This is a genomic window from Pseudomonas fluorescens, from assembly GCF_000802965.1.
In the GTDB taxonomy this organism is placed as follows: Bacteria; Pseudomonadota; Gammaproteobacteria; order Pseudomonadales; family Pseudomonadaceae; genus Aquipseudomonas; species Aquipseudomonas fluorescens_A.
The window spans coordinates 102,824-126,299 of the sequence record NZ_JSAK01000022.1; the positions used below are offsets into that span (position 1 = coordinate 102,824).

The window sequence follows — 23,476 nt, forward strand, 5'->3', positions numbered from 1 at the left end:
CCGCGGTTCAAACGATGGTGAACAGCGGTTGGTCGTACTCAACCGGCTGGCCGTCTTCGACGAGGATGGATTCGATCACACCGCTGGTTTCAGCTTCGATGTGGTTCATCATCTTCATGGCTTCAACGATGCACAGGGTGTCGCCTTTCTTCACGGTCTGGCCGACTTCAACGAAGGACGGCGAGGTTGGCGAAGATTTGCGATAGAACGTACCGACCATCGGCGAACGGGCAACGGTGCCGTTCAACACAGGTGCGGCCGGAGCAGCAGGGGCGGCAGCGGCAGCCGGAGCGGCGGCAGCGACAGGCGCGGCAGCCGGAGCAGGCATTGGAGCCGGTGCGTAGTACTGCTGAGCCGGGGTCTTGCTATGGCGGCTGATGCGTACGGACTCTTCGCCTTCCTTGATCTCGAGCTCGTCGATGCCGGACTCTTCCAGCAATTCGATCAGTTTCTTAACTTTACGGATATCCATGAATCATCAACTCCCAAGGGTCGGTCAGGGGCGGTTAACTTGTTGTTCAAGCTGTTCCAGGGCGGCCTCCAGGGCCAGTCGATAACCGCTGGCGCCAAGGCCGCAGATCACTCCCACCGCTACATCGGAGAAGTAAGAGTGATGGCGGAAAGGTTCGCGTTTGTGCACGTTAGACAAATGCACTTCGATGAATGGGATGCTCACCGCCAGCAGCGCGTCACGTAATGCGACACTTGTATGCGTAAAAGCTGCCGGGTTTATCAAAATGAAGTCCACGCCTTCGGTACGGGCGGCATGGATGCGGTCGATCAGTTCGTACTCGGCATTGCTTTGCAGGTGCAGCAGATGGTGGCCGGATTCGCGGGCGCGGCGTTCCAGGTCCTGGTTGATCTGCGCCAGCGTCGTGGCGCCATAGGTGCCCGGTTCACGGGTGCCGAGCAGGTTCAGGTTGGGTCCGTGCAGAACGAGTAGCGTCGCCATCGGCGGTTCCTTTGTTATCTGTGTGCAATTGTCAGAACCCGGCGACTATGCCGCAAAGCCTTTGTGACTGTCCAGTTCTCTGCAATAGCCAGCACGATTACCGATGTTTGCGCGAAATATGTGACCGCTTGATTAAATCCGGTCATTCGCTTTGGCGACACGTTCGGCGAAGTCTTTGGCATTGATCTCGCCAATCACCCGCACATCAGCGCGTTCGACGCCGTCCTTGCCAAAAAACATCAAGGCTGGCGGACCGAACAGCTTGTAGCGGTCGAGCAGGGCGCGTTGTTCGGCGTTGCTGGCGGTGATGTCGAAGCGGACCAGCCGATAGCCCTTGAGGCGTTCGACGACGATCGCATCGTCGAGCACTTCGCGTTCGATGACTTTGCAGCTGATGCACCAGTCGGCGTACCAGTCGAGCAGCAGCGGGGTGCCCGACGCCCGTGCTTCGGCGAGCACGCGGTCGAGGTCTGCCGGGGTGTCGATGGTTTGCCAGGCACTGATGTTTTGCGCTGGTACGTTGCTTTCCACGATGCGCGGCTGGCCGATCGGGTTGAACGGATCGGTCTGGCCACTGAATGCGCCGTACCAACAGGCCAGCGCATAAAACAGCAGGAACATCCCGAGCAGCTGGCCGAGACGTTTTCTCGGCGGTTTGTAGACGAATTCCAGCGCACCGAGGAACAAACCGACGCCGCCGGCCAGCAAGCCGATCAGCAACAGAGTGATCTGCCCTGGCATGACTCGACTGAGCAGCGCGATCGCCAGCCCCAGCAACAACACGCCAATCGCGTTTTTCACGTAGATCAGCCACGGGCCGCTTTTCGGCAACCAGGCAGCGCCGCCCGTGGCGACAAGCAACAATGGCGCCCCCATGCCGAGGCCGAGCATGAACAGTTTCAAGCCGCCGCCCAAGGCATCGCCGCTGGCGCTGATATACAGCAGCGCACCGGCCAGCGGTGCCGAGACGCAAGGCGAAACCAGCAGGCTCGACACCACACCCAGCACCGCCGCGCCCCACAGCGAACCGCCTTCGGTACGCCCGGCAATGCGGTCCAGTCGACTGCTGATCGCCTGCGGCAATTTGAGTTCGAAAACACCGAACATCGCCAAGGCAAACAGCGCAAAAAACATCGCGAACGGCACCAGCACCCAGGCCGATTGCAGCCGCGCCTGCAGATTGAGCTGAGCGCCGAACATCCCCATCAGTGCGCCGAGCAATGCAAAGCAGATAGCCATCGGCAGTACATAGGCCAAAGAAAGATTGAATCCGCGCCACCCACCGACCTGGCCGCGGAGCACCACACCGGAAAGGATCGGCAACATCGGCAGCACGCACGGGGTAAAGGTCAGGCCAAGGCCCGCGAGGAAAAACAGCGCCAGTTCACGCCAGCCCCAATCATGGCTTGTCGTTGCGCCGTCGCCATCGATGCTCAGGCGCTCGGTTTCCGGTGGATAGCACAAGCCTTTGTCGGCGCAGCCCTGATAGGTCACGGCCAGGGTGAACGGACGTTGATCGGTGCGGGGCAGTTCTACGTCGAGAATGCCGTGATAGACCTCGACATCGCCGAAGTATTCATCGTGCTTTTTTTGTCCGTCAGGCAATTGCGCGGTGCCGAGGGCGACATCGGCTGGATCGGCGCGGAACTGAAAGCGATGGCGGTAGAGGTAGTAACCTTCGGTGGCGACAAAGCGCAGTTTGATCGATTGCGGCGTGCTTTCTACGAGTCTCAACTGAAAGGCTTCGCGCACCGGCAGGAAGTCGGCGCTGTTGTTGATCGAGCCCAGGGTCGAACTGGGGCGACTCTCCAGCAACCCGGCGGCGGTGGCCGGCAGGGCGAGAAATAAAAGCAGCAGGCAAAGCAAACGGCGCATGACGATCTCGCGTATCGATAATGCGGGCATGATAGCTGACAGTGCTTGACGCCGCCCCTGCAGGAGCAGCCGAAGGCTGCGATCTTTTGATCTTGATCTTTTAAAATCAAAGTCAAAAGATCGCAGCCTTCGGCAGCTCCTACAGGGGCGGCGTTTAGACGCGGAAGGCCTGGACGGCGGTGTGCAGGCGCCCGCCGAGGACCAAAAGGTTCTCCCCTTGCTCACGCCCTTCACCAATACGCAGCAAGTTATCCCCGCCCAGCTGGTGAATCCGCTCACTGTGATCGCGGATCTCACTGACAGCACCGCTCTGCTGGGCGGTGACATCGGCGATGCGCACCGCCGTGTCGGAAATGGTCTGGATCGCCCCGACGATTTTATCCAGCGCACCGTCAGCCGCTTGCGCCTGATTGGCGGTGGCTTCGGCATGTTCGACCTGCGCGCGCATGCCTTCGACCGATTGCCGTGCGGCGGTTTGCAGGCCGGCGATCAACGTCTGGATCTCGGCGGTGGCCCCGGCGGTGCGTTGCGCCAGTGAGCGCACTTCTTCGGCCACCACGGCAAAACCACGGCCCATTTCCCCGGCCCGGGCCGCTTCGATGGCGGCGTTCAAGGCCAGCAAGTTGGTCTGATCGGCAATCGAACGGATCACGGTCAACACGCCGCCGATGGTGGCGGACTCTTCGGCGAGGTGTTCGATCATCTGCGCATTGCCTTGGACTTCCCCCACCAGCGCATGCAGGCCGGTGAGGCTCAGGCCGATGACTTTTTGCCCATGCTCCACTGCCAGCCCGGCATGGCGGCTGGCGTCGGCGGCCTGGCTGGCGTCGCCGGCGACTTGCTGGATGGTTGCTTCCAGTTCACCGAGGGAATCGCGGATCAGCGCGGTGTCGCCGGCCTGATGCTCGGCACCGCTGTGCAGGTCGTTGCTCAAATCAGCGAGGGTTCGGCTGCTGCCGGCGACCTGTTCGGCATTGAGGCGAATGGTCCCCACCAAGTCCACCAGATAAGCCCGCAGGCGATTGAGCGAGGCCTGGATGTCGTGCAGTTCACGATTGGTCTTGCCCAATTCAATGTCCCGGCTGAAGTCGCCTTCGGCCCAGGTCGAGAGGGCCGGCGCCAGATTGGTCAGCGTCCGCGCCAGGCGACGTTGCAGTGTGTCGATGAGCAAGGCGATCAGCAAAATCAGGCCGATCATCACACCCTGCATCAGCCGCACTTCGCTCTGGATCTGGCCGTGCTGGGCTCGCACTACCGGTTCCAGGCCGGCGATAGCCTGCTGCACAGCGGCGATTTTCAGGTGAGTCGCGGCGCTGAGATCGGTACGCTTCTGGATTTGCTCGCGAGTGCGCGCCAGTTCCGCCGGGTAACGGGTGAGCAGGCTGTTCAGTTCTCGCTTGAGACCGACGCCGGCATCTTCGGCGACGTTCTTTTCGGTGTTCTCCAGGCCCATCATCGCGGCGAAGTCATCGGTGTTCGATTCGTTGCTGGCGACCACGCCGAGCAACGGCAGGGCGTCCAACTGTCCGGCTTGGGTGCGGATGTTAGCGACTTCGCGCTCGACATCGGCAGCCAGTTCGCTGCGACCGCTGCTGACCAGTTTGTCCCGGGCCAGCGACAGTTTGCCCAGATGCTGGGCGGCGGCGAGCAACGGTGTCAGGTACGCCGGGTTGCCGCTGACGTATTGGCTGAGTTGATCAAGACTGGCGCCCAGTTCCCGTTCGGCTTGCAGCAACAAGGCTTGCGGATCGCCTGCCAGTTTGCCGGCAGCCAGCAGGTCGGTTTTACTGAATTGGTCGAGGTTCGACAGGCTCGGGCGCAAGGTTTCGGCCAGTGCCGGCGGCAGTTCACCGAGTTCTTTTTGCAGGCTGTCGATGCCTTGGCTGGCGCTGCTCAGGCGCAGGGCGTCGCCGCTGGCGAGGTAATCCCCGATGTTGCGCGCCACTTCATTTTGAAACTGCTGGGACAGGCCCAGGTAACGCTCCATTAATAAATAGGGGCGTTCGAGGGCCTTTTGCGACCACCAAAGTGTCGCGCCAAGGGCCACGCACACGGCGACTAAAAGGAGGGTGTTGAGATTGGTCAGCAGCTTAAGGCGCATTGCGGTCTACCAACGGCAGAATGGTAAGCGCCTGAAGTTATTGCGTTTCTATTACAGCGTTATGACGGAATGGGTCGTTTGCGATGAAAAAGTGGCACTTTGCTTTGATGCTCGCTCGGCCTGTACCCGATTGCGCCCGGCATCTTTTGCCCGATACAGCGCTTCGTCTGCCTGACTGGCCATTAACAGGCTGTCGGAGTTTTCGCTCATTTCCACCACGCCGGCGCTGAAGGTGCACCACAAATCCTGCGGCTGGGCAGGGTAGTGAATCTCGGCAAAACGCTGACGGATTTCATCCAGCACGGCGTAGGCCGCTTCGAGATCCGTGTCGGGCATGACGATGGCGAACTCTTCGCCGCCGTATCGGCCAATGAAGTCGGTCTTGCGTAACCGTTGCTTGAGAAACAGTGCCAGGCTCTTGATCACCCGGTCGCCCATGGGGTGGCCGTGGCTGTCGTTGACCCGTTTGAAGTGGTCGATGTCGAGCATCGCAAAGCTCAGTGGCTTGCTCTCGCGGCGGGCGCGGAACGAGCAGTCTTCGAGCAATTGCAGAATGTGGGTGTGGTTGTACAAGCCGGTGAGGCTGTCACGGACCATGCGCGCTTTCAGGTTGCGCGCCCGCGCCGCGCGGTTGCGCACGGTGGTGATCAGGTGCCGGGGCTTGATCGGTTTGGTCAGGAAGTCGTCGCCGCCCTCGCTCATGGCGTCGAGCTGCTTGTCCAGGTCATCTTCGGCCGACAGGTAAATGATCGGCACGCTGACGTAGCGGTCGTTGTGCCGGATCACCTTGGCCAGTTCCGTACCGGTGCAGGCTGGCATGTACATGTCGAGGATGATCAGGTCCGGCTGGAAATCCGCCAGCTCGGCCATGGCCTGGATCGGCTCGATCAACGTGCGCGTGACGATGCCCGCACTATTAAGCAGGCGCTCAGTGTGCAAGGCCTGGGCGCGGGAGTCGTCGATGATCAGCACTTTATAAGGTTCGTACTGGGCGACGCAGGTCAGGACTTCGATTTTCTCCAGCAGGCTCGACGCTTCGAGGGTTCCGGTGAGGAACTCCTGGCCGCCGGCGCGCACGGCGGCGAGTCGGGTCGGGGTGTCGGTTTCGTGCAGGCTGAAAAACAGCAGCGGCAATTGATGATCGAGGCCTTCCTGGGCTTCGGCGGCCAGTTTCAGGCCGACGCCGGGACCGCTGAAGTCGACGTCCATGACGATGGCCGCGGGCAGGCGTTCGATCATCGAGGAGCGAAACGCGGCCACGCTGTCCAGAGACTGGGCGCTGAGCCCGAAGAATTCCAGTTGTTTGGCCAGGCGCTCGCCACGGTCGTGGTCCTGCAGCATCACGTAGATCGGCTTGCGCAGGGGCGGAAGGAGGGTCTGGTCGAGCTGGTCGCCATGCCTCAGGCCTGTTCGTGACAGACGCTGCATCAGGCGATTGAGGTCAGTGATCAGGTCGCTGCTCAGGCGGCCACGATTGGCCTCGACAGCTTCCAGCGACTGCCCGATGTAGTGGGCCAGTTGCACGTGTTCCGGTTGTTCGAATCGTTCGGCGAAACGCAGCAGGCGCAGGTTGGCCTCGCTCAATTCCGCCAACTCAGTGGTCGACCACTCACTGCGTTGCAGGCGCTGCCATATCTCAAGTATCTGACGTGCCTGATGAATTACCCGCTGGGCAAAGTGGTGCTTGAGGCGCTCGCGGCTGGGATCTTCTGGCTCGGTCATATCCTGACTACTAGTTAGGGGGCGCGCTGAGGTCGAGTGGTGGCTCTATGCTAGCACCTCTTTCCGGTTACATGAGAGCTGTACGTCAATAATCTGCAAAGCGAGCGCATTCAGTTTGTGACTGATTGGTCTGGTTTGGCCTTTAAAGTCGGGGTGTGGGGGGGAAGATCCCCATTCACGGTGCTTGCCGAAAGCGGTGTGGTGATTCGCCAGTTGCAGGTTAATTTCAGGTGCTCAGGGCTAAGGGATTCCCTGATGCCGCACCGCAACATCTGTAGGAGCCGGCTTGCTGGCGATGGGGGCTTTGCGTTTAACCCGTCCATTTGCACTATCGTTTACGACCATCGCAGCGAGCCGGCTCCTACAGATCCCATGGTTCTCGCCTAATGCGTGAAACCCCTTTTTTGCCCGCTGGCGTGGTAATTTTCCGTATCTACGGAACGGCGGGTGCCGGGCAAAGGCACGTTGTTGTATGGTTGTGGTCGAACCGTTGAACTCAAGTGATTGAAAGGATATCGCCATGCTGGACTGGAAGAACCGCGCCGGTAGCGCGCCTGAACGTGCCGCTGAACCGAAATCGGCTACCCGCAGTTATCTGGGCGGCCTGTTTTTCAGCCGGGCGCTGGCCACGCTGATTGGCTTCTACCTGCTGGTGACGATTGCTCTGGGTTGGTACTGGAGCGACGAACCGTCGCTGTTTCCGGTGCAACAGAATGCGCAAATGGCCGCCGAACGGGACGGCAAGCAAATGGTGATCGGCTACACGACGGTGGAAACCCTGAAGACCGTCGCCGGTACCCTGCTGAACAAACCGGGCGGCTACATTTCCAACGACCGCTTGCCGCCAGGTCTGTGGATGGACAACATGCCGAGCTGGGAATATGGCGTGCTGGTGCAGGTGCGCGATTTGAGCCGTGCGCTGCGCAAAGACTTCGCCCGCTCGCAATCCCAGTCCACCGAAGACGCCGATCTGGCCAAGGCCGAACCGCGCTTCAACTTCGATAACAAGAGCTGGGTGCTGCCGTCCAGCGAGTCCGAATTCCAGGAAGGCATCAACTCCCTGACCCGCTATCAGACCCGTCTGTCCGATCCGAACCAGAAGAGCGCGCTGTTCTATGCCCGCGCCGACAACCTGAACAACTGGCTGGGTGACGTCGGGACGCGTCTCGGTTCGCTGTCGCAACGACTGTCGGCCAGCGTTGGCCGGGTCAAGCTCAACACCGCACTGAAAACCGAAGTCGTGGCGCCGGGGCAGGTGCCGCAGGTTGACGAAGAAATCGTCGAAACCCCATGGATGCAGATCGACAACGTGTTTTACGAAGCGCGCGGCCAGGCCTGGGCCTTGTCCCACCTGCTGCGCGCCATCGAAGTGGACTTCGCCGATGTGCTGGCCAAGAAGAACGCTACGGTCAGCGTGCGCCAGATCATTCGTGAACTGGAAGCGTCGCAGGAAGCGGTATGGAGCCCGATGATCCTCAATGGCAGCGGTTTCGGCGTGCTGGCCAACCACTCGCTGGTCATGGCCAACTACATCTCCCGGGCCAACGCCGCGGTGATCGACCTGCGTCAACTGCTGAATCAGGGCTGAGTCATGGTCGATAGCGCCAAAGAGGCTGCCCACCGGGCGGCCTCGGATGCCGAACAGATCGCCTGGGTCGACGAGCAGGACAACCTGCTCGGCGCCCTGGTCCGTTCCGACCTGCGGGAGCGCGGGCTGATCGGGCGCGGTACCTACATTATGTTGTTCAACTCTGCTGGTGAGCTGTGCGTGCACCGGCGCACCCTGAGCAAGGCTATTTATCCGGGGTATTGGGACGTGGCGGCGGGCGGCATGGTGCTCGCCACCGAAACCTACGCCGAGTCGGCGGCCCGGGAGCTGGAAGAGGAGCTGGGCGTGAGCGGCGTGGAGTTGGCCGTACATGATCACTTTTTCTTTGAGGACACGGGCAATCGGCTTTGGTGTTCGGCGTTTTCGGCGGTGTGGGACGGTCCATTGATCCTGCAGCCGGAGGAGGTGCTGGAAGCGCGTTTTATACCGATCGATGAAGTGCTTCGGGAAATCGAGGAAAAGCCTTACTGCCCGGACTCTCTGGCAGCGTTGAAGCGCTATCTTCGGACTCGGGGCGAAGACGTCGCAAAAGCGCTATAAATTGGCGCCGATTGGCTCTTAGCAATCGGCGTTTTTGCCGTTACACTGCGCGACCTTTTCAAGCTGGACCGGTATGGCTTCCTGTAGGAGCTGCCGCAGGCTGCGATCTTTTGATGTTGTTTTTGAAGATCAAAAGATCGCAGCCTCGTTGCAATCGTCAGCTCCTACAAAGAGCCGTACCGTTTCAGTAGCGCTGCCCCTGCCTGAGTGGGGCTTCGCGGTCGATAGCCTTCCCAAGTGCTGCGACCAGTCTTTGTCCTCCCAAGAGGATTGCCGGTGGCCAAAAAAGCCGCATCCTTCGCCGCCCTTGGTGGCCTGGTATTTTCCACCGACGCAGGTCGTCATTGCCCGGATTGCAGTAAACCGGTGGACGCTTGCATCTGCAAACAGACCGTAATCCCTGAAGGCGACGGCATCGCTCGCGTGCGTCGCGAAAGCAAGGGCCGTGGCGGCAAGACGGTGACCACCATCACCGGCGTGCCGTTGGCCGAAGACGCGCTCAAGGAGCTGGCGACCACGTTGAAGAAACGCTGTGGCACCGGTGGAGCGTTGAAAGACGGGATCATTGAAATCCAGGGCGATCATGTCGAGCTACTCTTGGCCGAGTTGATCAAGCATGGTTTCAAAGCAAAGAAGTCCGGCGGCTAGCAGCCTCTGTGAAAACCACCCGCGGCATGATCCAGCCTGATTGCCTTCAGGTCTGGCGTCGTCACCATGGTTTTCACAGAGCCTGTTCATGACCGGTTTCTAAACTCACTGCGGTCGGCGAGGTCTATCCCCTCGTTGACGAACCGTCATTTTCATTCTTTAGACTGCGCCGGCCTGCTACCAGGCGACGCACTATGACTTCTTTATAGGGGACTTCGATGTCCGTACGACGCACACGCAAAGACGATGGCAGCCAATGGACAGTTGCGGACAGCCGCAGTGTTTACGGGATTCGCCATTGGGGGGCCGGATATTTCGCGATCAATGACGCCGGTCGCGTCGAAGTTCGTCCGAACGGTCCGAGCAGCTCGCCTATCGATCTGTTCGAGCAAGTCGACCAGCTGCGCAAGAGCGGCCTGTCGTTGCCGTTGCTGGTGCGTTTCCCGGATATTCTGCAAGACCGCGTGCGTCAACTGACCGGCGCGTTCGATTCGAACATCGAACGTCTGGAATACCAGAGCAAGTACACCGCGCTGTACCCGATCAAGGTGAACCAGCAAGAAGCGGTGATCGAGAACATCATCGCCACCCAGAACGTCTCCATCGGTCTGGAAGCCGGCTCCAAGCCTGAGCTGCTGGCCGTGCTGGCACTGGCGCCAAAGGGCGGCACCATCGTCTGCAACGGCTACAAGGACCGCGAATTCATTCGCCTGGCGTTGATGGGCCAGAAGCTCGGCCACAACGTGTTCATCGTGATCGAGAAAGAATCCGAAGTCGGCCTGGTGATCGAGGAAGCCGCTTCGCTCAAGGTCAAGCCACAAGTCGGCTTGCGCGTGCGTCTGTCGTCCCTGGCGTCGAGCAAATGGGCGGACACCGGTGGCGAGAAATCCAAGTTCGGTCTGTCGGCGGCGCAGTTGCTGTCGGTGGTCGAGCGTTTCCGCGCGGCCGGCCTCGACCAAGGCATTCGTCTGCTGCACTTCCATATGGGCTCGCAGATCGCCAACCTCGCTGACTACCAGCACGGCTTCAAGGAAGCGATCCGTTACTACGGCGAACTGCGCAACCTCGGCTTGCCAGTGGATCACATCGACGTCGGTGGCGGCCTGGGCGTGGACTACGACGGTACGCACTCGCGTAACGCCAGTTCGATCAACTACGACATGGACGATTACGCCGGTGTCGTGGTCGGGATGCTCAAGGAGTTCTGCGACGCGCAGAGCCTGCCGCACCCGAACATCTTCTCCGAAAGCGGACGCTCCCTGACCGCGCACCACGCGATGCTGGTGATTCAGGTGACCGACGTCGAGAAACACAACGACGACGTGCCACAGATCGAGAACAAGGAAGCGCTGCCGGAAACCGTGCAGTGGCTGGTGGACCTGCTGGGTCCGACCGACATCGAGATGGTCACCGAAACCTACTGGCGCGCCACGCACTACATGAGCGATGTCGCCTCCCAGTACGCCGACGGCAAGCTGACCCTGGCCGAGAAAGCCTTGGCCGAGCAATGCTACTTCGCGGTGTGCCGTCGTTTGCACAACTCGTTGAAGGCTCGTCAGCGTTCCCACCGTCAGGTGCTGGACGAACTCAATGACAAGCTGGCCGACAAGTACATCTGCAACTTCTCGGTATTCCAGAGCCTGCCGGACACCTGGGCCATCGACCAGGTCCTGCCGATCATCCCGTTGCATCGCCTCGACGAAGAGCCGCTGCGTCGCGCGGTCCTGCAAGACCTGACCTGTGACTCCGACGGCAAGATCAACCAGTACGTCGACGAGCAGAGCATCGAGACCAGTTTGCCGGTGCACGCACTGAACGAAGGCGAGGATTACCTGTTGGGCGTGTTCCTGGTCGGCGCCTATCAGGAAATTCTCGGTGACATGCACAACCTGTTCGGTGACACCGATTCGGTGAACATCTACCAGAACGCCGACGGCAGTGTGTACCACGCCGGTATCGAAACCCACGACACCATCGAAGACATGCTGCGTTACGTGCATCTGTCGCCGGAAGAGCTGATGACTCACTACCGCGACAAATGCGCCAACGCGCGCATCAGTGCCAGCGAGCGCACCCAGTTTCTCGACGCGCTACGTCTGGGCCTGACCCGTTCGTCTTACCTCTCCTCTTGAGGTAAGTCCCGCTCTCACCAGGTTGTCTGAAAATGTACTGCAAGTTGCAGAAATTTCAGATGACCTGGTGCGACGACTCTCTTTTTCCAAGCGTAACGACCTACGTCCTCGGCTATCCAAGGTAATTCGTCTTCTTTTCGCGTAGGTCATTTCCTAAGTTGTACTTCGCCTCTCTACTCGGCCATGGCTCTCGGCGAGAATCCCCGGCCGCCCCTCCTGTAGAGAATCGCCGATGTTCGATCCAGTCAACGAACCTTCATTTCGTCTGGACGTAGCAGGTCTGTCCGACGCCTTCGAGGTCCTGGCCTTTACCGGTAGAGAAGCCATCAGCGAGCCTTTCGTGTTCGACGTGGATCTGCTGATCGAGGACCCGATGCTCGATCTCGCCAGCCTGTTGTACCGTTCGGCTTCCTTGCACTTCGGGCCGGCAGGAAACAGCGTCCACGGTCAGTTGCATGAGTTGGTACAGCGTGACCATGGCTCGCCAATCAGGCTCTGCAAGGTTCGTATCGGGCCGAGGCTGTCTTGCCTTTCCCAGCGCTTCAGCCAGCGGATTTTCAGTTCACGCTCGGTGCCACAGATTCTTGATCAGGTGCTCAAGGAGCATGGCATCACCGGCCAGGATCGACGCTTTGATCTGGATGACGATTACACGCCCCGGGATTTCTGCACGCAGTATCGGGAATCGGACCTGCAATTCGTGCAACGCCTGTGTGCCCAGGAACGGCTGCACTACCACTTCGAACACCGGGCGCAGGGGCACTGCGTAGTGTTTGGTGATGGTCAGGGAGCGTTTCGTATGGGTGAAGCGGCGGTTTTCCAGGCTGAGGGTGAGCAACCGGCAGTGCGTCGTTTCGAGGTTCAGCGATGTGTGGATAAAACGACGCAGAGTGCTGAAAGTCGCACCGACCTGGCCACATTGCGCAGTGGTCAGCTATTGCCGCTGTCCGGCCACCCGGTTTCCGGATCGAATCAGCCGTGGCTGCTGACCCATATTGAACATCAGGGCAGTCAGGATCCTGACTCGCCCTACTGCAATCGAGTACGTGCAATTCGTTGGGACGTGCCCTTTGAATCGCCTCATCGTGCGGTGAAACCCAATATGAACAGTCTGCAACGGGCATGGGTGGTTCATGTCGATGAGCCCCGGCCTGATCCGCGTAGACCAGTGGCGGTGCAGTTTGACTGGCTCTATCAGGGCGAAGGCGCCACCCCCAGCCACTGTTGGTTGCCGTTGGCGCCAGAACTGCAAGCGGCAAGGGGCGCGCAGCTGAGTGAAGGTACTGAGGTGGTGGTCAGTTTCATCGAAGGTGATCCGGATCAGCCGTTGATCACCGGGTTATTGCACAGCCTCAAACCCGACGAAGCGACAGTTGCGGCGGACGTGTCGTCCCAATCCGCAGTCGACGATTGCCCTCCTGAAGGCGTGGAGGGTTGGCTGCGCTCGGGCGAGCCTCTGTTGTTGCTGTGTCTGCTGCCTGGAGGTGGCAGTTACAATCATTGCGCGCAAACCCTGTGCACTTGCCGTGCGGCGACGCGGCTTGGTCAGAGTGGTGCGGCATGATCGCCGTGCTGACGCCCGATGCGATGCCGCAATGGTTGTTGCTGGATGTGCCGGGCGCGCCGCAGGCAGCTGCAAGCCTGCAACACAGGTTTGCCCATGCCCGCCGATTTTGCTTATTCGAAGACACGGAATGGAATGCGTTGTACGAGCAAGGTCCCGCGCTGGTCGATCTGCGGAAGTGTCCGGCGCTGGCTGTTGAGTGCCTGCGTGATACACAGCACTGGCGCGGCCTGTTGCTGGTCAGTGAGGCGTCGGAGTCGACCTTGCTGGGGCACTTGCGCCGCATGCTCACCGTTTCGGTCGGCCTGCACCACCGGGCCTTGCTGAGTTATTACAACCCGTTCACGGCCAGTTACTTTTTCGATGGTTGCGACGCCGGGGAGCTGAGTCGCTGGCTCGGGCCGATCAGTCAGTTGCGCTGGTTTGGCGGGACCTGGGCTGATCGCGCCATCGGCAGTCAGGGCTGGCAGCAGTTGCACAATCCCGGGCTTGCCGTCAGACCTTTGTCCGAGGAAGAAAATCTCAGCCCTTTGCAGCGGGAAAAACTGCAAACGTGCCTGCTGGAACAGCATGCCTGGCACTGGAGCCAATCCACCGGCACGGACTTCACCCGCCTGTGGTCGCATTTGCAGGAAGGCTTGGCGCTCGGTTTCAGCGAACGCGCGGTGCTCGATGGCTGGCTATGGTTGCGCCTGCAGTACCCCAATGCCACGCCAACGCAGCCGTTGGCGGGACGAACCCAGCAGGAGCGCTTTGATAGCCTGCGCAACCGCTGGCAGAACGGCCAGCCCTGAAGGCTCCCGTTCAATGTGCGCGGGTGAACCAGCCGTCGTTCTGACGCAATCGCCAGGCAATGGCGCCGAGGGTCAGGCTGCGCAGCAACATGAACAGCAGAAAAGTTATCCACAAGCCATGGTTGCCGAAACCTTGCAACGCCCAGCCGAATGGCACCAGCAATATCACCGTCAGCAACATGCCGTTGCGCATTTCCCGGGCGCGCGTGGCACCGATGAACAGCCCGTCGAGCAGGTAGCTCCAGACCGCGATCAGCGGCAGTGCGGCGAGGTAGGGCAGGTAGATGAATGCGGTGTCGCGCACACTCACAATGTCGGTCTGCATCGCGATAAACAGGTGGCCTGCGAACAGGAACAAAACGGCAAAACCGAGGCTCGCCAGCAGCGACCATCCACAGGCCACCACCAACGAACGGCGCAAGGCATCGCGGTCGCGGGCACCGATCGCATGCCCGCACAGGGCTTCCACGGCGTGGGCCAGACCGTCGAGCGCATGGGCGGTCAGCAGCAGGCCGTTGAGCAGCAAGGCGTTGGCCGCGACCGTTGCGTCACCCAGCCGCGCGCCTTGCACAGTGATCAGGAAAAACACCGATTGCAGCGCCAGACTGCGGATGAAGATGTCACGGTTGACCGCCAGCAGTGGTCGCCAGCTCTGCCAGAGTGCCAGGGCCGCCCAGGCGATGTGGCCAGGATAGGCGCGCAGGGCGCGGCGGGTCATCAGCAGGCCGATCAGCGCGCCGGTCCACTCGGCGATCACCGAAGCCCGGGCGGCGCCGACCACACCCCACTCCAAACCGAGGACAAACCACAGATTGAGGGCAATGTTGACCAGATTGGTGCTCAGCAGAATCACCAGCGGCGCGCGGGCGTTCTGCGTGCCGAGAAACCAGCCGACCAGCGCATAACTGGCCAGCGCCGCCGGTAATCCGAACAGCCGCGTGTGGAAGAACTCGCGGGTCATCTGGTCCAGTTCCGCCGAGGGCTGCATGAAGTGCAGCGCGACTCCGCTTAACGGTACGCCCAGTGCGCCCAGCACAACGGCCAGGCCCATGGCCAACAGCAAGCCTTGCAGCAGGATCTGCCGTAACGCCGCACCATCCCCGCGCCCGGCGGCCTGGGCGGCGAAACCGGTGGAACCCATGCGCAGAAAGCCCATGGCCCAGGCGAGAAAGGTATACAGACTGGCCCCGACCGCGACGGCGCCGAGTTGATGGGCATGGGGCAAGTGACCGATGACGGTGCTGTCCACCAGCGCCACCAGCGGTACGGAAATGTTCGACAAAATCATCGGCGCAGCCAGTGCCCAGACCCGACGATGGGTAGGGCGGTCGCGCCAATCGGCAATCAGGTTGGACATGCAGGCTCCTTGGGGGAGCGGGCATTGTAGCGAGACATGTGGAATCTGCCGCGATTCATTGCCGGAGCGAGCCAGCGCGCGATGACGGCGTGTCAGGCGACAGTGATTTCGACTGTTCGGACGCTATCGCGAGCAGGCTCACTCCTACAGGAGGTGGGGGTGTCAGTGCATGATCCAGCTAAGCAACCACAACCCCAGCATCAACCAGATGATCCCCATGATGATCGACGCATTCATGAACGCGCGGATCGCCGACCACAGCAGCACCAGCCCCAGGATCAAGATAGCGATGCTGATGATCGAGGTGTCCATGCCCAATGCGCGAGACAAGCCTTCGACGAAGTTGCTGCTGGCGCGGCTTACCAACTGGAACAGGCCACTGAGGGCGTCAACGATGAAACGGATGACGGAGCCAAGGGCTTGACCGAGCCATTCGAAAAAACCTTCTACCTGCATGGAATGATCGTCCTGATAAGTTCGAGCGTTGGGCCATTGATCGCGGTGGCGAGTTCCCTGCAGGAGCTGCCGAAGGCTGCGATCTTTTGATTATGGCGTAAAGATCTTCGGTGCACTTGGGCACTTGCCTTCACTCGCCATCCCCCCGAAGCTATACGCCTTCAGGAGAGCCCGATGAACCTTGTTGAACTGACCGAACGCCTGCACGCCATCCGCGACCGTAATGACTGGCGGCAATTTCACAGCCCGAAAAACCTGGCCATGGCCGCCAGCGTTGAAATGTCCGAGCTGGTGGAGATTTTCCAGTGGTTGAGCGAGGACCAGTCACGTCAATTGCCGGCGGACAAACTCGCCCACGCCGGGCAGGAAGTCGGCGATATCGTGCTTTATCTATTGCTGTTGTGCAGCGAACTGGGTCTGGACATGAATGAAGTGGTACGCAGCAAACTGGCCGACAGCGAACGGAGGTTCAGCTGATGAGCGACCGTCATTTCGATCAACTGGCGACCCGCTTCGCGGAAAAAATCTACGGCGGTGCCAAAGGCGCAATCCGCCTGGCGGTGTTGCAGGCCGACCTGGCCGAAACCTTGCCGGACCGGCCGTTGCGCGTCCTCGACATCGGCGCGGGGCTGGGTCACATGTCGCTGTGGCTGGCCCAGCGCGGGCATCAAGTTACCTTGGCCGAACCCGCTGAACCGATGCTCGAAGGCGCTCGCCAGCGTTTCGCCGAGGCCGGGCAGAGCGCGACGTTCATCCAGGCGCCATGGCAGGAACTGCTCGGCCAGCTGACTGAACCCTACGATCTGGTGCTGTGCCACGCCGTGCTGGAATGGCTGGCCGAACCTCACGCGATCCTGCCGGTATTGCATCAGCTGACCAAGGCGGACGGCTGGTTGTCCCTGGCCTTTTACAACCGCGATGCGCTGATCTACCGCAACTTGCTCAAAGGCCATTTCCGCAAGATGCGCAAGAACGACATGGCCGGTGAAAAGCAGAGCCTGACCCCGCAACAACCCCTTGATCCACGGGAATTGGCGGCGCAACTTGAGGGTATGTGGAAGGTCGAAACACAGAGCGGCGTGCGGGTTTTTCACGATTACATGCCTGTGGAATTCCAGGCCCGCGCCGAGCTGGTGGACTTGCTCGAAATGGAGCTGGCGCACCGCCGCCATCCAAGCTTTGCCGGGCTTGGGCGTTACTTGCACTGGATCTGCCGGCCAGTCTGATTGGAGCGCGAAATGAACATTCGTTCGGGGTTGTTGGTGCTGTGCCTGGGTTTGACTGCGTGTCAGGGCAGTAACCCGTATGTGGCGTCTTCCAATCCCATCCCGCCGGCGCCACCGCAAGCGGCCAACACCTTCGACCGCAGCGCTTATCCGGCGCCACCGCGTGATTATGGCCGCTACCGCAGCTGGGCCTGGCTCGACGGACACCTGCCGCCAGGCACGGCATGGGCGGACTCGGCGCAAGTCGCCGAAGCGGTCAGCAATGCCCTTGATCAACGCGGGTTGCGCCCGTTGCATGACAATCGCCCGGCAGACCTGTTCGTCAGCGCCGACCTGCGTGTGGAAACGCGCTTGCGTCAGTACCGCGATGACTATGGCTACGGCGGTGCCTACTACGGCGGTTATGGCGGATACAACCACTACAATAATGGGTATGGCGTGTACGGCAGCGTGCCGATCGTCCGCACGTATCAGGAACAAGTCGTGGTGGTGCAGGTGGATATGTTCGATGCACAAAGCGGTCAGCCAGTGTGGAGTTCCAGCGCCGAAACCAGCCAGAGCGGCAGTCAGAGTCAGCAGGCTGATGCGATTCGCAAGGCTGTAGAAAAGGCCATGTCGGCGTATCCTCCCAGTTAGCTTCTATGGATAAGAAGCATTTCGCAGGTTCATGTCTTCAACCGGAGAATCATCATGTTCCGCCATTTCGCTTTACTGGCAGTGGCCGCGTTGCTCAGTGCCTGCGCCGCCAACCAGGTCAATCATGACTTCGATGCCAGCCGCGACTTCGCCGCCTATCGCAGCTGGACCTGGAAAGAACCCGCCCTGCAATATCGCCCCGATGACCCACGGATCAAGAGCGACCTGACTGAACAACGCATCCGTGAGTCGGTTGAAGATCAACTGGATCAACGTGGTCTGCGTCAGGCGGCACCGGGTGCCAAGGCTGATTTGAATGTGCAGACCTATCTGGTTGTCGAAGAGCGCCAGCAGCAAGTAACGACCAACTACGGCGGCGGTTGGGGCAACCCGTGGAACGGCTACTGGGGCGCGCCGATGTACAACGAAACCCGCCTGGTCAACTACAAGGTGGCGACCATCCAGATCGACTTGCTCGACGGCAAGGACGGTAAATTGGTGTGGCGCGGCAGTGATGAACAAATCCTCAGCCGCACGCCGAACCCTTCGGATCGCAGTAGCGCGATACACGATACGGTGACCCGGATATTGGCCAACTACCCACCCAAACACGGATAAAAACCTGTTGACGCAAGCCTGCACCCACAGAGATTTTTGTCCGTCGGTGGCAAGTTGCCAGCAGTCTGTTCAACCCTTGTCTACACTGCATCACACCAACGGAGGTTGCGCCCGGCAGCGCGTCGGCAAAGGAGTGCACCATGTCCCCCCGCCAGCAATTTCGAGGCCCGAGCCGCCAACGGGGGGCTATCGGCCTGATGGCCGCCGGGACCCTGGCCCTCGCATTGGGGTTCATGTTGCTGGTGATCGATACCGGCAGGTTGTACCTGGAACAACGCAAATTGCAGCGGGTGGCGGATACCGCTGCACTCGAAGCCGTGACCCGCGATGGCAACTGCCTGTCCGGTGCAAGTGCTGCCACCTACGCCGCGCAGAGCGCCACGCGCAATGGTTTTACCGTCAACGCCGACAACACGCTGGCGGTCAGTTGCGGCACCTTGCAGGTTGGCGCTGATCACCTGCGAGCGTTCTCCGCCGATTCGACAAAGTCCGCCGCCGTACAAGTCGTCGCGAGCGCCACTGTCGTCACGAGCGTGGCCGCCGGCATTGGCGCGTTGCTGTCCGGTGGGCCGGTCGGCCTCACCACCCGGCTCAGCGCCACCGCCGTCGCCGCCGAACCGAAAATCACCTTGGCGCAACTCAGTATCCGCAGCACGTTGGCTGGAGCCGACACGGCCCGCTCCAACCTCTTGAACCCGTTGTTCTCGACACTGCTTGGCGGCAACGTGAACCTGACCGCCGGTGCTTGGGACGGGTTAATCAAAACCGATATCAATCTGCTTGAGTTCATGGATCAATTGGCCATTGAGCTGGGCGTTACGGCCGGTAACTACACGGCGTTGTTGAACACTCAAGGCAGTGTTTCCAGGTTCATCAAGGTCGCCGCAAACGTCGTGACGGTGAACGGGGCTTCGGTGGATGTAAAAGCTGCGCTGGCCAGTTTGCAGGTGTCGGCGACCAACGCCTCGCCGATCAGACTGGGTGATTTGCTGACCTTGCAAACCGGGACGCAAGCGGCGGGGCTTGACGCTTCAATGCAGCTGTTTCAGCTGCTCCAGGGTTTTATCCAGCTGGTGAACAAGAACAGCGCAGTGAGCGCGGTCCTGCCGGTGAATGTGTTGGGGTTGGCTGGCGTGAACACCCGCATAAAAGTCATTCAGCCACCGCAGTTTTCTGCGGTGGGTGACCCGGCGCTGGCGAAGCTGGCGCCGCTGGGCGTAAACAGGATTTTTGTGAGTACTGCTCAGGTTCGCATTCTGGTGTCAGTCAACCTGTCGCTGATCGATAGCGTCTTGCAGTTGGTCAACGCGCTATTGAGCCCGGTGATAGAGCTGATCAACACCCTGCTGGCGCCGGGTTGCATTTTCGGCAGCTGCACCCAGACGGACCTGAAAATTTTACCCAATGGCCTGAGCCTCGATCTCGGTCTCGAAGCCGGTACGGGCAGTAGTTATGTGACGGATTATTCTTGCGCCAGCCCGACCAACAAGAGCCTGACCGCCACCACCAACATCTCGGCCTTGCAAGTTAAAGTCGGACAGATCGACGCAGCGGTCTGGCTTTCGTCCTCGCCGGCGCCGAGCCTTTCACCGCTGACGCTGGTCGATATCGGCTCGAAAGTCTGCACCGACTTGTCCCATTGTGGCGCGCGGACGCCCTTCGCAGGTGGCGGCAGCCAAATCATGATCGACAGCCCGATTGCCGGCAAAAGCGAGCCCAATTACACCTTCGCCAATCCCCATGACGTCAATGTGGCTCCGCAACCCACGCACCCGGTCGAAGTGTCAGGTGTGGTGGGCAGCCTGAGGGGCACGCTCGGCGGTATCACATTGATCAAACATTCGCCCTCCATCGGCAGCCTGTTGGGCGGCTTGCTGAGTACCTTGTCGTCAACGCTGTCGGACGTCCTCTCGCTCCTGGCCTCTGCCATTAGCGGGCTGCTCGCGCCGTTGGTGGACCCGATCGTCGACAGTCTGCTGGTTAACCTGGGGATTGACGTCAACAAGGTCGACGTCGGTTTCAACCTCACTTGCGGTGAAAAAGGCAAAGCCTATCTGGTGATCTGATCCGCCTCCACAACTGGCAACTCGATGCAAAACCGTGCCCCCTCGACCGAGTTGCGCACGCTTAATTTGCCGCCCATGTTTTCGACGATACCGTAGCTCACCGATAACCCCAGGCCAGTGCCGACCCCCACCGGTTTGGTGGTGAAGAACGGCTCGAAAATACGCTCCAGCAGGCGTGGGTCGATACCACCGCCGTTGTCCTCGACCCACAGACGTACCACCTGCCCGACCTGCTCGGCATACACCGAGATCCACGGATTGAATTCGGGATTGGCTTCGCGCTTGCCGAGCAACGCGTCCCGGGCGTTGACCATCAAGTTGATCAGCACCTGTTCCAACTGATCGACGTGCCCGCGCACCTGCACCTCAAAATGGGTTTCGCTGATGCGCAATTCGAGCCCTTTGCCACGCATGCCTTCGGCCAGCAGCGACAGCGTGCCCTCGATGGCCCGCGCTGGATTGAACGGCTGTTGCTCGATCTCCGAGCGACGGCCAAATACCCGCATGTGATCCACCACCCGCGCGGCGCGTTGAATCTGCGCATCAATGCGGTTGAGCTTGTCGGCCAGGTAATCAGTCTGCGCCTCGCCATTGCCCAGGCGCTTGAGCACATTGACGATCACCATGCGCATCACGTTCAACGGCTGATTGAGTTCGTGCGCCAGACCGGTGGCCATTTCACCGAGGGTAGCCATTTTTGCGCTTTGTGTGAGCTGCTGCTGGGAACGCCGGACTTCGGTGTTGTCGCGGCCTACGGCCTGAATCTCCAGCAACTGGCCTTTCTCGTCGAACACGCCGCGATCCGACCAGACCCACCAGGCGTGTTCACGGCCGGGCAGTTGTAGATTGACTTCCGCCGTACTGACCGGGAACTCCGGGCTCAACTGGCTCAGGCGCTGAAGGAAGGAGTCCCGTTGTTCCGGCGACATCCAGCTACCCAGGTTGACCCCAGGCAGTTGTTCGGACGAGCACTCCAGGTAAGTCGCCAGCGGCCGGTTGCCGAACGTCAGGGTCAGGTCCGGGCGGTAGCGACAGATCATCGCCGGTGAATCCTCCACCAGAATCCGATAGCGCTCCTCACTCAGTTTGACTTGCTCGGCAGCCTGAGTGGCTTCAGTCACGTCGAGCCACAGGCCTACGGCTTCTACCGGCAGGCCGAGGTCATCTCGCAGCAACCTGGCCTCGTCGAGCAACCAGTGATAGTCGCCGCGATTGTCGCGAAGGCGATAACGGGCGCGCACCGAACCTTCGCGCAACAACTGCCGGGTGCGCTCGAAATAGCCGTCGCGATCCTCGGGGTGAAGCCGTTCGATCAATGCAGCACCCGTGCAATCGGCAAGGGTCCAGCCAAGCAGTGGCAGCAGGCTTTCGCTAAAGAAGGTCGGATGCAATGAACCTTCGACATAGCGCTGCACGTAAATGACGGCGGGTGAGCTGGCGATCAGATTGTCCAGTCGTGCATGGGCCGCCGCCGCGTGTTGCTGCTGATTCTTGATGTCGCTGATGTCGAGCATGAAACCCACCAGTCGGCGGTTTCTTCCGGTACCCACGGCCTGGCCTTGCAGGCGATACCAGGTCGGTGAAGGGCTGGCGTCGGTCTGATGCAAGCGCACACACAGCAGCAGCGGGGTGCTGTCGTCCTGCAATGTTTGCAGGCGACTGCGCAGCTCGTCGCGATCGGCCGGATGCACCCGGTCGAGCCAGTCGATCAAGGGCAACCGCGCACTCGCCAGGTTCAGGCTGCTGGCCAGCGAGGGCGCCAGTTGCACTTCGGCACTGTCGCTGAGCACTTCCCACCAACCCGTGCCGAGCAAGGCCTGCAACGCCTCCAGGCGCTCCAGTTGCAATTGATGGCGATGCTCACGCAGGCGCTCCAGCACCGGGCCGCCGAGTGCGGCAGCCAGCTGCAGCCAATCGCGTTCGCAGACGTCGAATGCTCGTTGCTGCACCGGGTAAAACCCACAGAGCAGCCACGCCACCACGCCTTGAGCATCGTGATAAGGCACGGCGAAACCCTCGGCATTGCCGAATGTGCCTTGCAGGCGCGGGTGTTGGCCGGGGAGCAGATGCTGGGGCGCGGAGCCGCTCAAACTGTCGAGCCCGGTGCCCAGGCGTTGCCCGGTTTGCCACAGTCGGGGCGCGTCGTAGCTGGCGTAGTGCTGGTGAATCTGCCAACCCTGGTCCTGCTCGTCGAGCAACGCGAGCGCGATGCAGGGGATGTGAAAACGCTGGGCCAGGTTCTGCAATTGGTCGCTCAGTACCTCGGGCAATCGCGTCAGGCTGCACAGGCGCAACTGTTCGCTGATGTGCACGGTCAGCAACTGACATTGCTCGCGCTGGCGCGCTTGCCGGCGTTCGAGCAACAGGTCGCCGATGTCCAGTAATTGCAGCATCCAGGCATCGGCCAGCGGCTGGACCCATCCGCGCAAATGCAAGGGCTGGCCACTGAGGCTGTAGAAGTCCAGGTCCAGCGTCTGGCCCTGCCATTCGGCGGGCGGCCCCTCGACGCTGAGGCTGCAGTCGGGCAACAGGAAATCGAGCAGATGCGGTGCTCGCGCTGCGGGTGTCTGCTGTGCCAGCAGGTTGCGCAAAGGACCGCTGAGGTGCAGCACGTGACCCTCGCGATCCAGATGCATCTGTAAGCCCACACCGAGCACGTTGGGGGGCTCCAGAGAGGCCAGCGGTGTTGGGTGGCGGTTAAGGAGACGCCCGAAGAGTTTATCCCCCGCACTCAAAATTGCAGGCTCGAACTGGCGGTCATCGTCGCCGGCAAGTTCGGTACCGGGCCAATCCCTGGCAGGTTCAGGAACGGGATGACCGCACTCAACTTATTGGAGGGATAGTTAATGCTGACCTTCAGCACGCCGGCTGTAAATGTCGTGGTCGCGTCGGTGTCGACGTTGAAATTCAGTCCGGCGGGAATCCACGCCAACTGCCGGTTCAACTCGTCCTTGACCACGGTTTTCAACGCGGCCTCATAGCCGGGCGTGTTCGGATCCAGGGCCACGCTGCGGCGCACGGCTTCGGCCGTCGACTGGTTGAACGACTGCATCATCAACAGCGGCAGGCTGTAAGTGACAATGGCGTAAAACACAGCGAAAAAGATGACGAAGACCAAGGCGAATTCAATCGCGGCGGCACCTTTTTGCTTATGGGGGAGGTTGCTTTTCATGATGGCGT

20 protein-coding genes are annotated in these 23,476 nt (G+C 60.6%); 11 read left to right on the top strand and 9 right to left on the bottom strand.

Annotated features, from left to right (window positions below; genetic code table 11):
- Positions 1-7: 7 nt before the first annotated feature.
- The 5 genes from accB to NL64_RS19630 all read right to left on the bottom strand — a co-directional run bounded on the left by accB (position 8) and on the right by NL64_RS19630 (position 6,650).
- A complete protein-coding gene (gene accB / locus NL64_RS19610; protein WP_034149717.1) occupies positions 8-472 on the bottom strand; it encodes an acetyl-CoA carboxylase biotin carboxyl carrier protein in 465 nt (154 codons plus the stop codon).
- 24 nt (positions 473-496) lie between these two features.
- Complete coding sequence (gene aroQ, locus NL64_RS19615; RefSeq protein ID WP_034149718.1) at positions 497-952, bottom strand: type II 3-dehydroquinate dehydratase; 456 nt, start codon at positions 950-952, stop codon at positions 497-499.
- 132 nt (positions 953-1,084) lie between these two features.
- Positions 1,085-2,827 (bottom strand): protein-disulfide reductase DsbD, encoded by a 1,743-nt coding sequence (locus NL64_RS19620; RefSeq protein ID WP_034149719.1) that lies wholly within the window; start codon positions 2,825-2,827, stop codon positions 1,085-1,087.
- 154 nt (positions 2,828-2,981) lie between these two features.
- Entirely contained in the window at positions 2,982-4,928 is a 1,947-nt protein-coding gene (locus NL64_RS19625) for a methyl-accepting chemotaxis protein (protein ID WP_034149720.1), read from the bottom strand.
- A 51-nt stretch (positions 4,929-4,979) separates the two neighbouring features.
- Positions 4,980-6,650, bottom strand: coding sequence for a response regulator (locus NL64_RS19630; RefSeq protein ID WP_034149721.1), 1,671 nt, complete (start codon positions 6,648-6,650; stop codon positions 4,980-4,982).
- 520 nt (positions 6,651-7,170) lie between these two features.
- On the opposite strand from NL64_RS19630, the gene NL64_RS19635 reads away from it, so the two are divergent.
- From NL64_RS19635 to NL64_RS19660, 6 genes are all read left to right on the top strand, one after another.
- Positions 7,171-8,238 (top strand): DUF2333 family protein, encoded by a 1,068-nt coding sequence (locus NL64_RS19635; protein ID WP_034149722.1) that lies wholly within the window; start codon positions 7,171-7,173, stop codon positions 8,236-8,238.
- 3 nt (positions 8,239-8,241) lie between these two features.
- Positions 8,242-8,799 (top strand): NUDIX hydrolase, encoded by a 558-nt coding sequence (locus tag NL64_RS19640; protein WP_034149723.1) that lies wholly within the window; start codon positions 8,242-8,244, stop codon positions 8,797-8,799.
- A 276-nt stretch (positions 8,800-9,075) separates the two neighbouring features.
- Positions 9,076-9,447, top strand: a complete 372-nt coding sequence (locus NL64_RS19645) for a translation initiation factor Sui1 (protein ID WP_034149724.1) — start codon at positions 9,076-9,078, stop codon at positions 9,445-9,447.
- Positions 9,448-9,665: 218 nt separating this feature from the next.
- Positions 9,666-11,579 (top strand): arginine decarboxylase, encoded by a 1,914-nt coding sequence (speA, locus tag NL64_RS19650; protein WP_034149725.1) that lies wholly within the window; start codon positions 9,666-9,668, stop codon positions 11,577-11,579.
- Positions 11,580-11,811: 232 nt separating this feature from the next.
- Entirely contained in the window at positions 11,812-13,143 is a 1,332-nt protein-coding gene (locus NL64_RS19655) for a type VI secretion system Vgr family protein (RefSeq protein WP_034149726.1), read from the top strand.
- Positions 13,140-13,937, top strand: coding sequence for a DUF4123 domain-containing protein (locus tag NL64_RS19660; protein WP_034149727.1), 798 nt, complete (start codon positions 13,140-13,142; stop codon positions 13,935-13,937). Before NL64_RS19655 ends, NL64_RS19660 begins: the two co-directional genes overlap by 4 nt.
- 10 nt (positions 13,938-13,947) lie before the next feature.
- Here NL64_RS19660 and NL64_RS19665 read toward each other — a convergent pair whose 3' ends face one another.
- Complete coding sequence (locus NL64_RS19665) at positions 13,948-15,294, bottom strand: MATE family efflux transporter (protein ID WP_034149728.1); 1,347 nt, start codon at positions 15,292-15,294, stop codon at positions 13,948-13,950.
- A gap of 162 nt (positions 15,295-15,456) precedes the next feature.
- Positions 15,457-15,750: a hypothetical protein gene (locus NL64_RS19670; protein ID WP_034149729.1), complete on the bottom strand. Its 294-nt coding sequence runs from the start codon at positions 15,748-15,750 to the stop codon at positions 15,457-15,459.
- A 174-nt stretch (positions 15,751-15,924) separates the two neighbouring features.
- Between NL64_RS19670 and NL64_RS19675 the strand changes: the two genes are divergently transcribed.
- From NL64_RS19675 to NL64_RS19695, 5 genes are all read left to right on the top strand, one after another.
- Positions 15,925-16,227 carry a MazG-like family protein gene (locus tag NL64_RS19675; RefSeq protein WP_017336358.1) on the top strand — a complete coding sequence of 101 codons (303 nt, stop codon included), beginning with the start codon at positions 15,925-15,927 and terminating at the stop codon, positions 16,225-16,227.
- Positions 16,227-16,976 carry a methyltransferase domain-containing protein gene (locus tag NL64_RS19680; RefSeq protein ID WP_034149730.1) on the top strand — a complete coding sequence of 250 codons (750 nt, stop codon included), beginning with the start codon at positions 16,227-16,229 and terminating at the stop codon, positions 16,974-16,976. The genes NL64_RS19675 and NL64_RS19680 overlap by 1 nt, the downstream gene beginning before the upstream one ends.
- 12 nt (positions 16,977-16,988) lie before the next feature.
- Complete coding sequence (locus tag NL64_RS19685) at positions 16,989-17,612, top strand: DUF4136 domain-containing protein (protein WP_034149731.1); 624 nt, start codon at positions 16,989-16,991, stop codon at positions 17,610-17,612.
- A gap of 54 nt (positions 17,613-17,666) precedes the next feature.
- Positions 17,667-18,230, top strand: coding sequence for a DUF4136 domain-containing protein (locus NL64_RS19690; RefSeq protein WP_034149732.1), 564 nt, complete (start codon positions 17,667-17,669; stop codon positions 18,228-18,230).
- Positions 18,231-18,370: 140 nt separating this feature from the next.
- Positions 18,371-20,296 carry a pilus assembly protein TadG-related protein gene (locus NL64_RS19695; protein WP_034149733.1) on the top strand — a complete coding sequence of 642 codons (1,926 nt, stop codon included), beginning with the start codon at positions 18,371-18,373 and terminating at the stop codon, positions 20,294-20,296.
- On the opposite strand, the gene NL64_RS19700 is transcribed toward NL64_RS19695, so the two are convergent.
- Positions 20,281-23,031, bottom strand: a complete 2,751-nt coding sequence (locus tag NL64_RS19700) for a PAS domain-containing sensor histidine kinase (protein WP_034149734.1) — start codon at positions 23,029-23,031, stop codon at positions 20,281-20,283. The two genes, NL64_RS19695 and NL64_RS19700, sit on opposite strands and share 16 nt — an antisense overlap.
- Complete coding sequence (locus tag NL64_RS19705; protein ID WP_034149735.1) at positions 23,028-23,468, bottom strand: TadE/TadG family type IV pilus assembly protein; 441 nt, start codon at positions 23,466-23,468, stop codon at positions 23,028-23,030. Before NL64_RS19705 ends, NL64_RS19700 begins: the two co-directional genes overlap by 4 nt.
- Positions 23,469-23,476 lie beyond the last annotated feature (8 nt).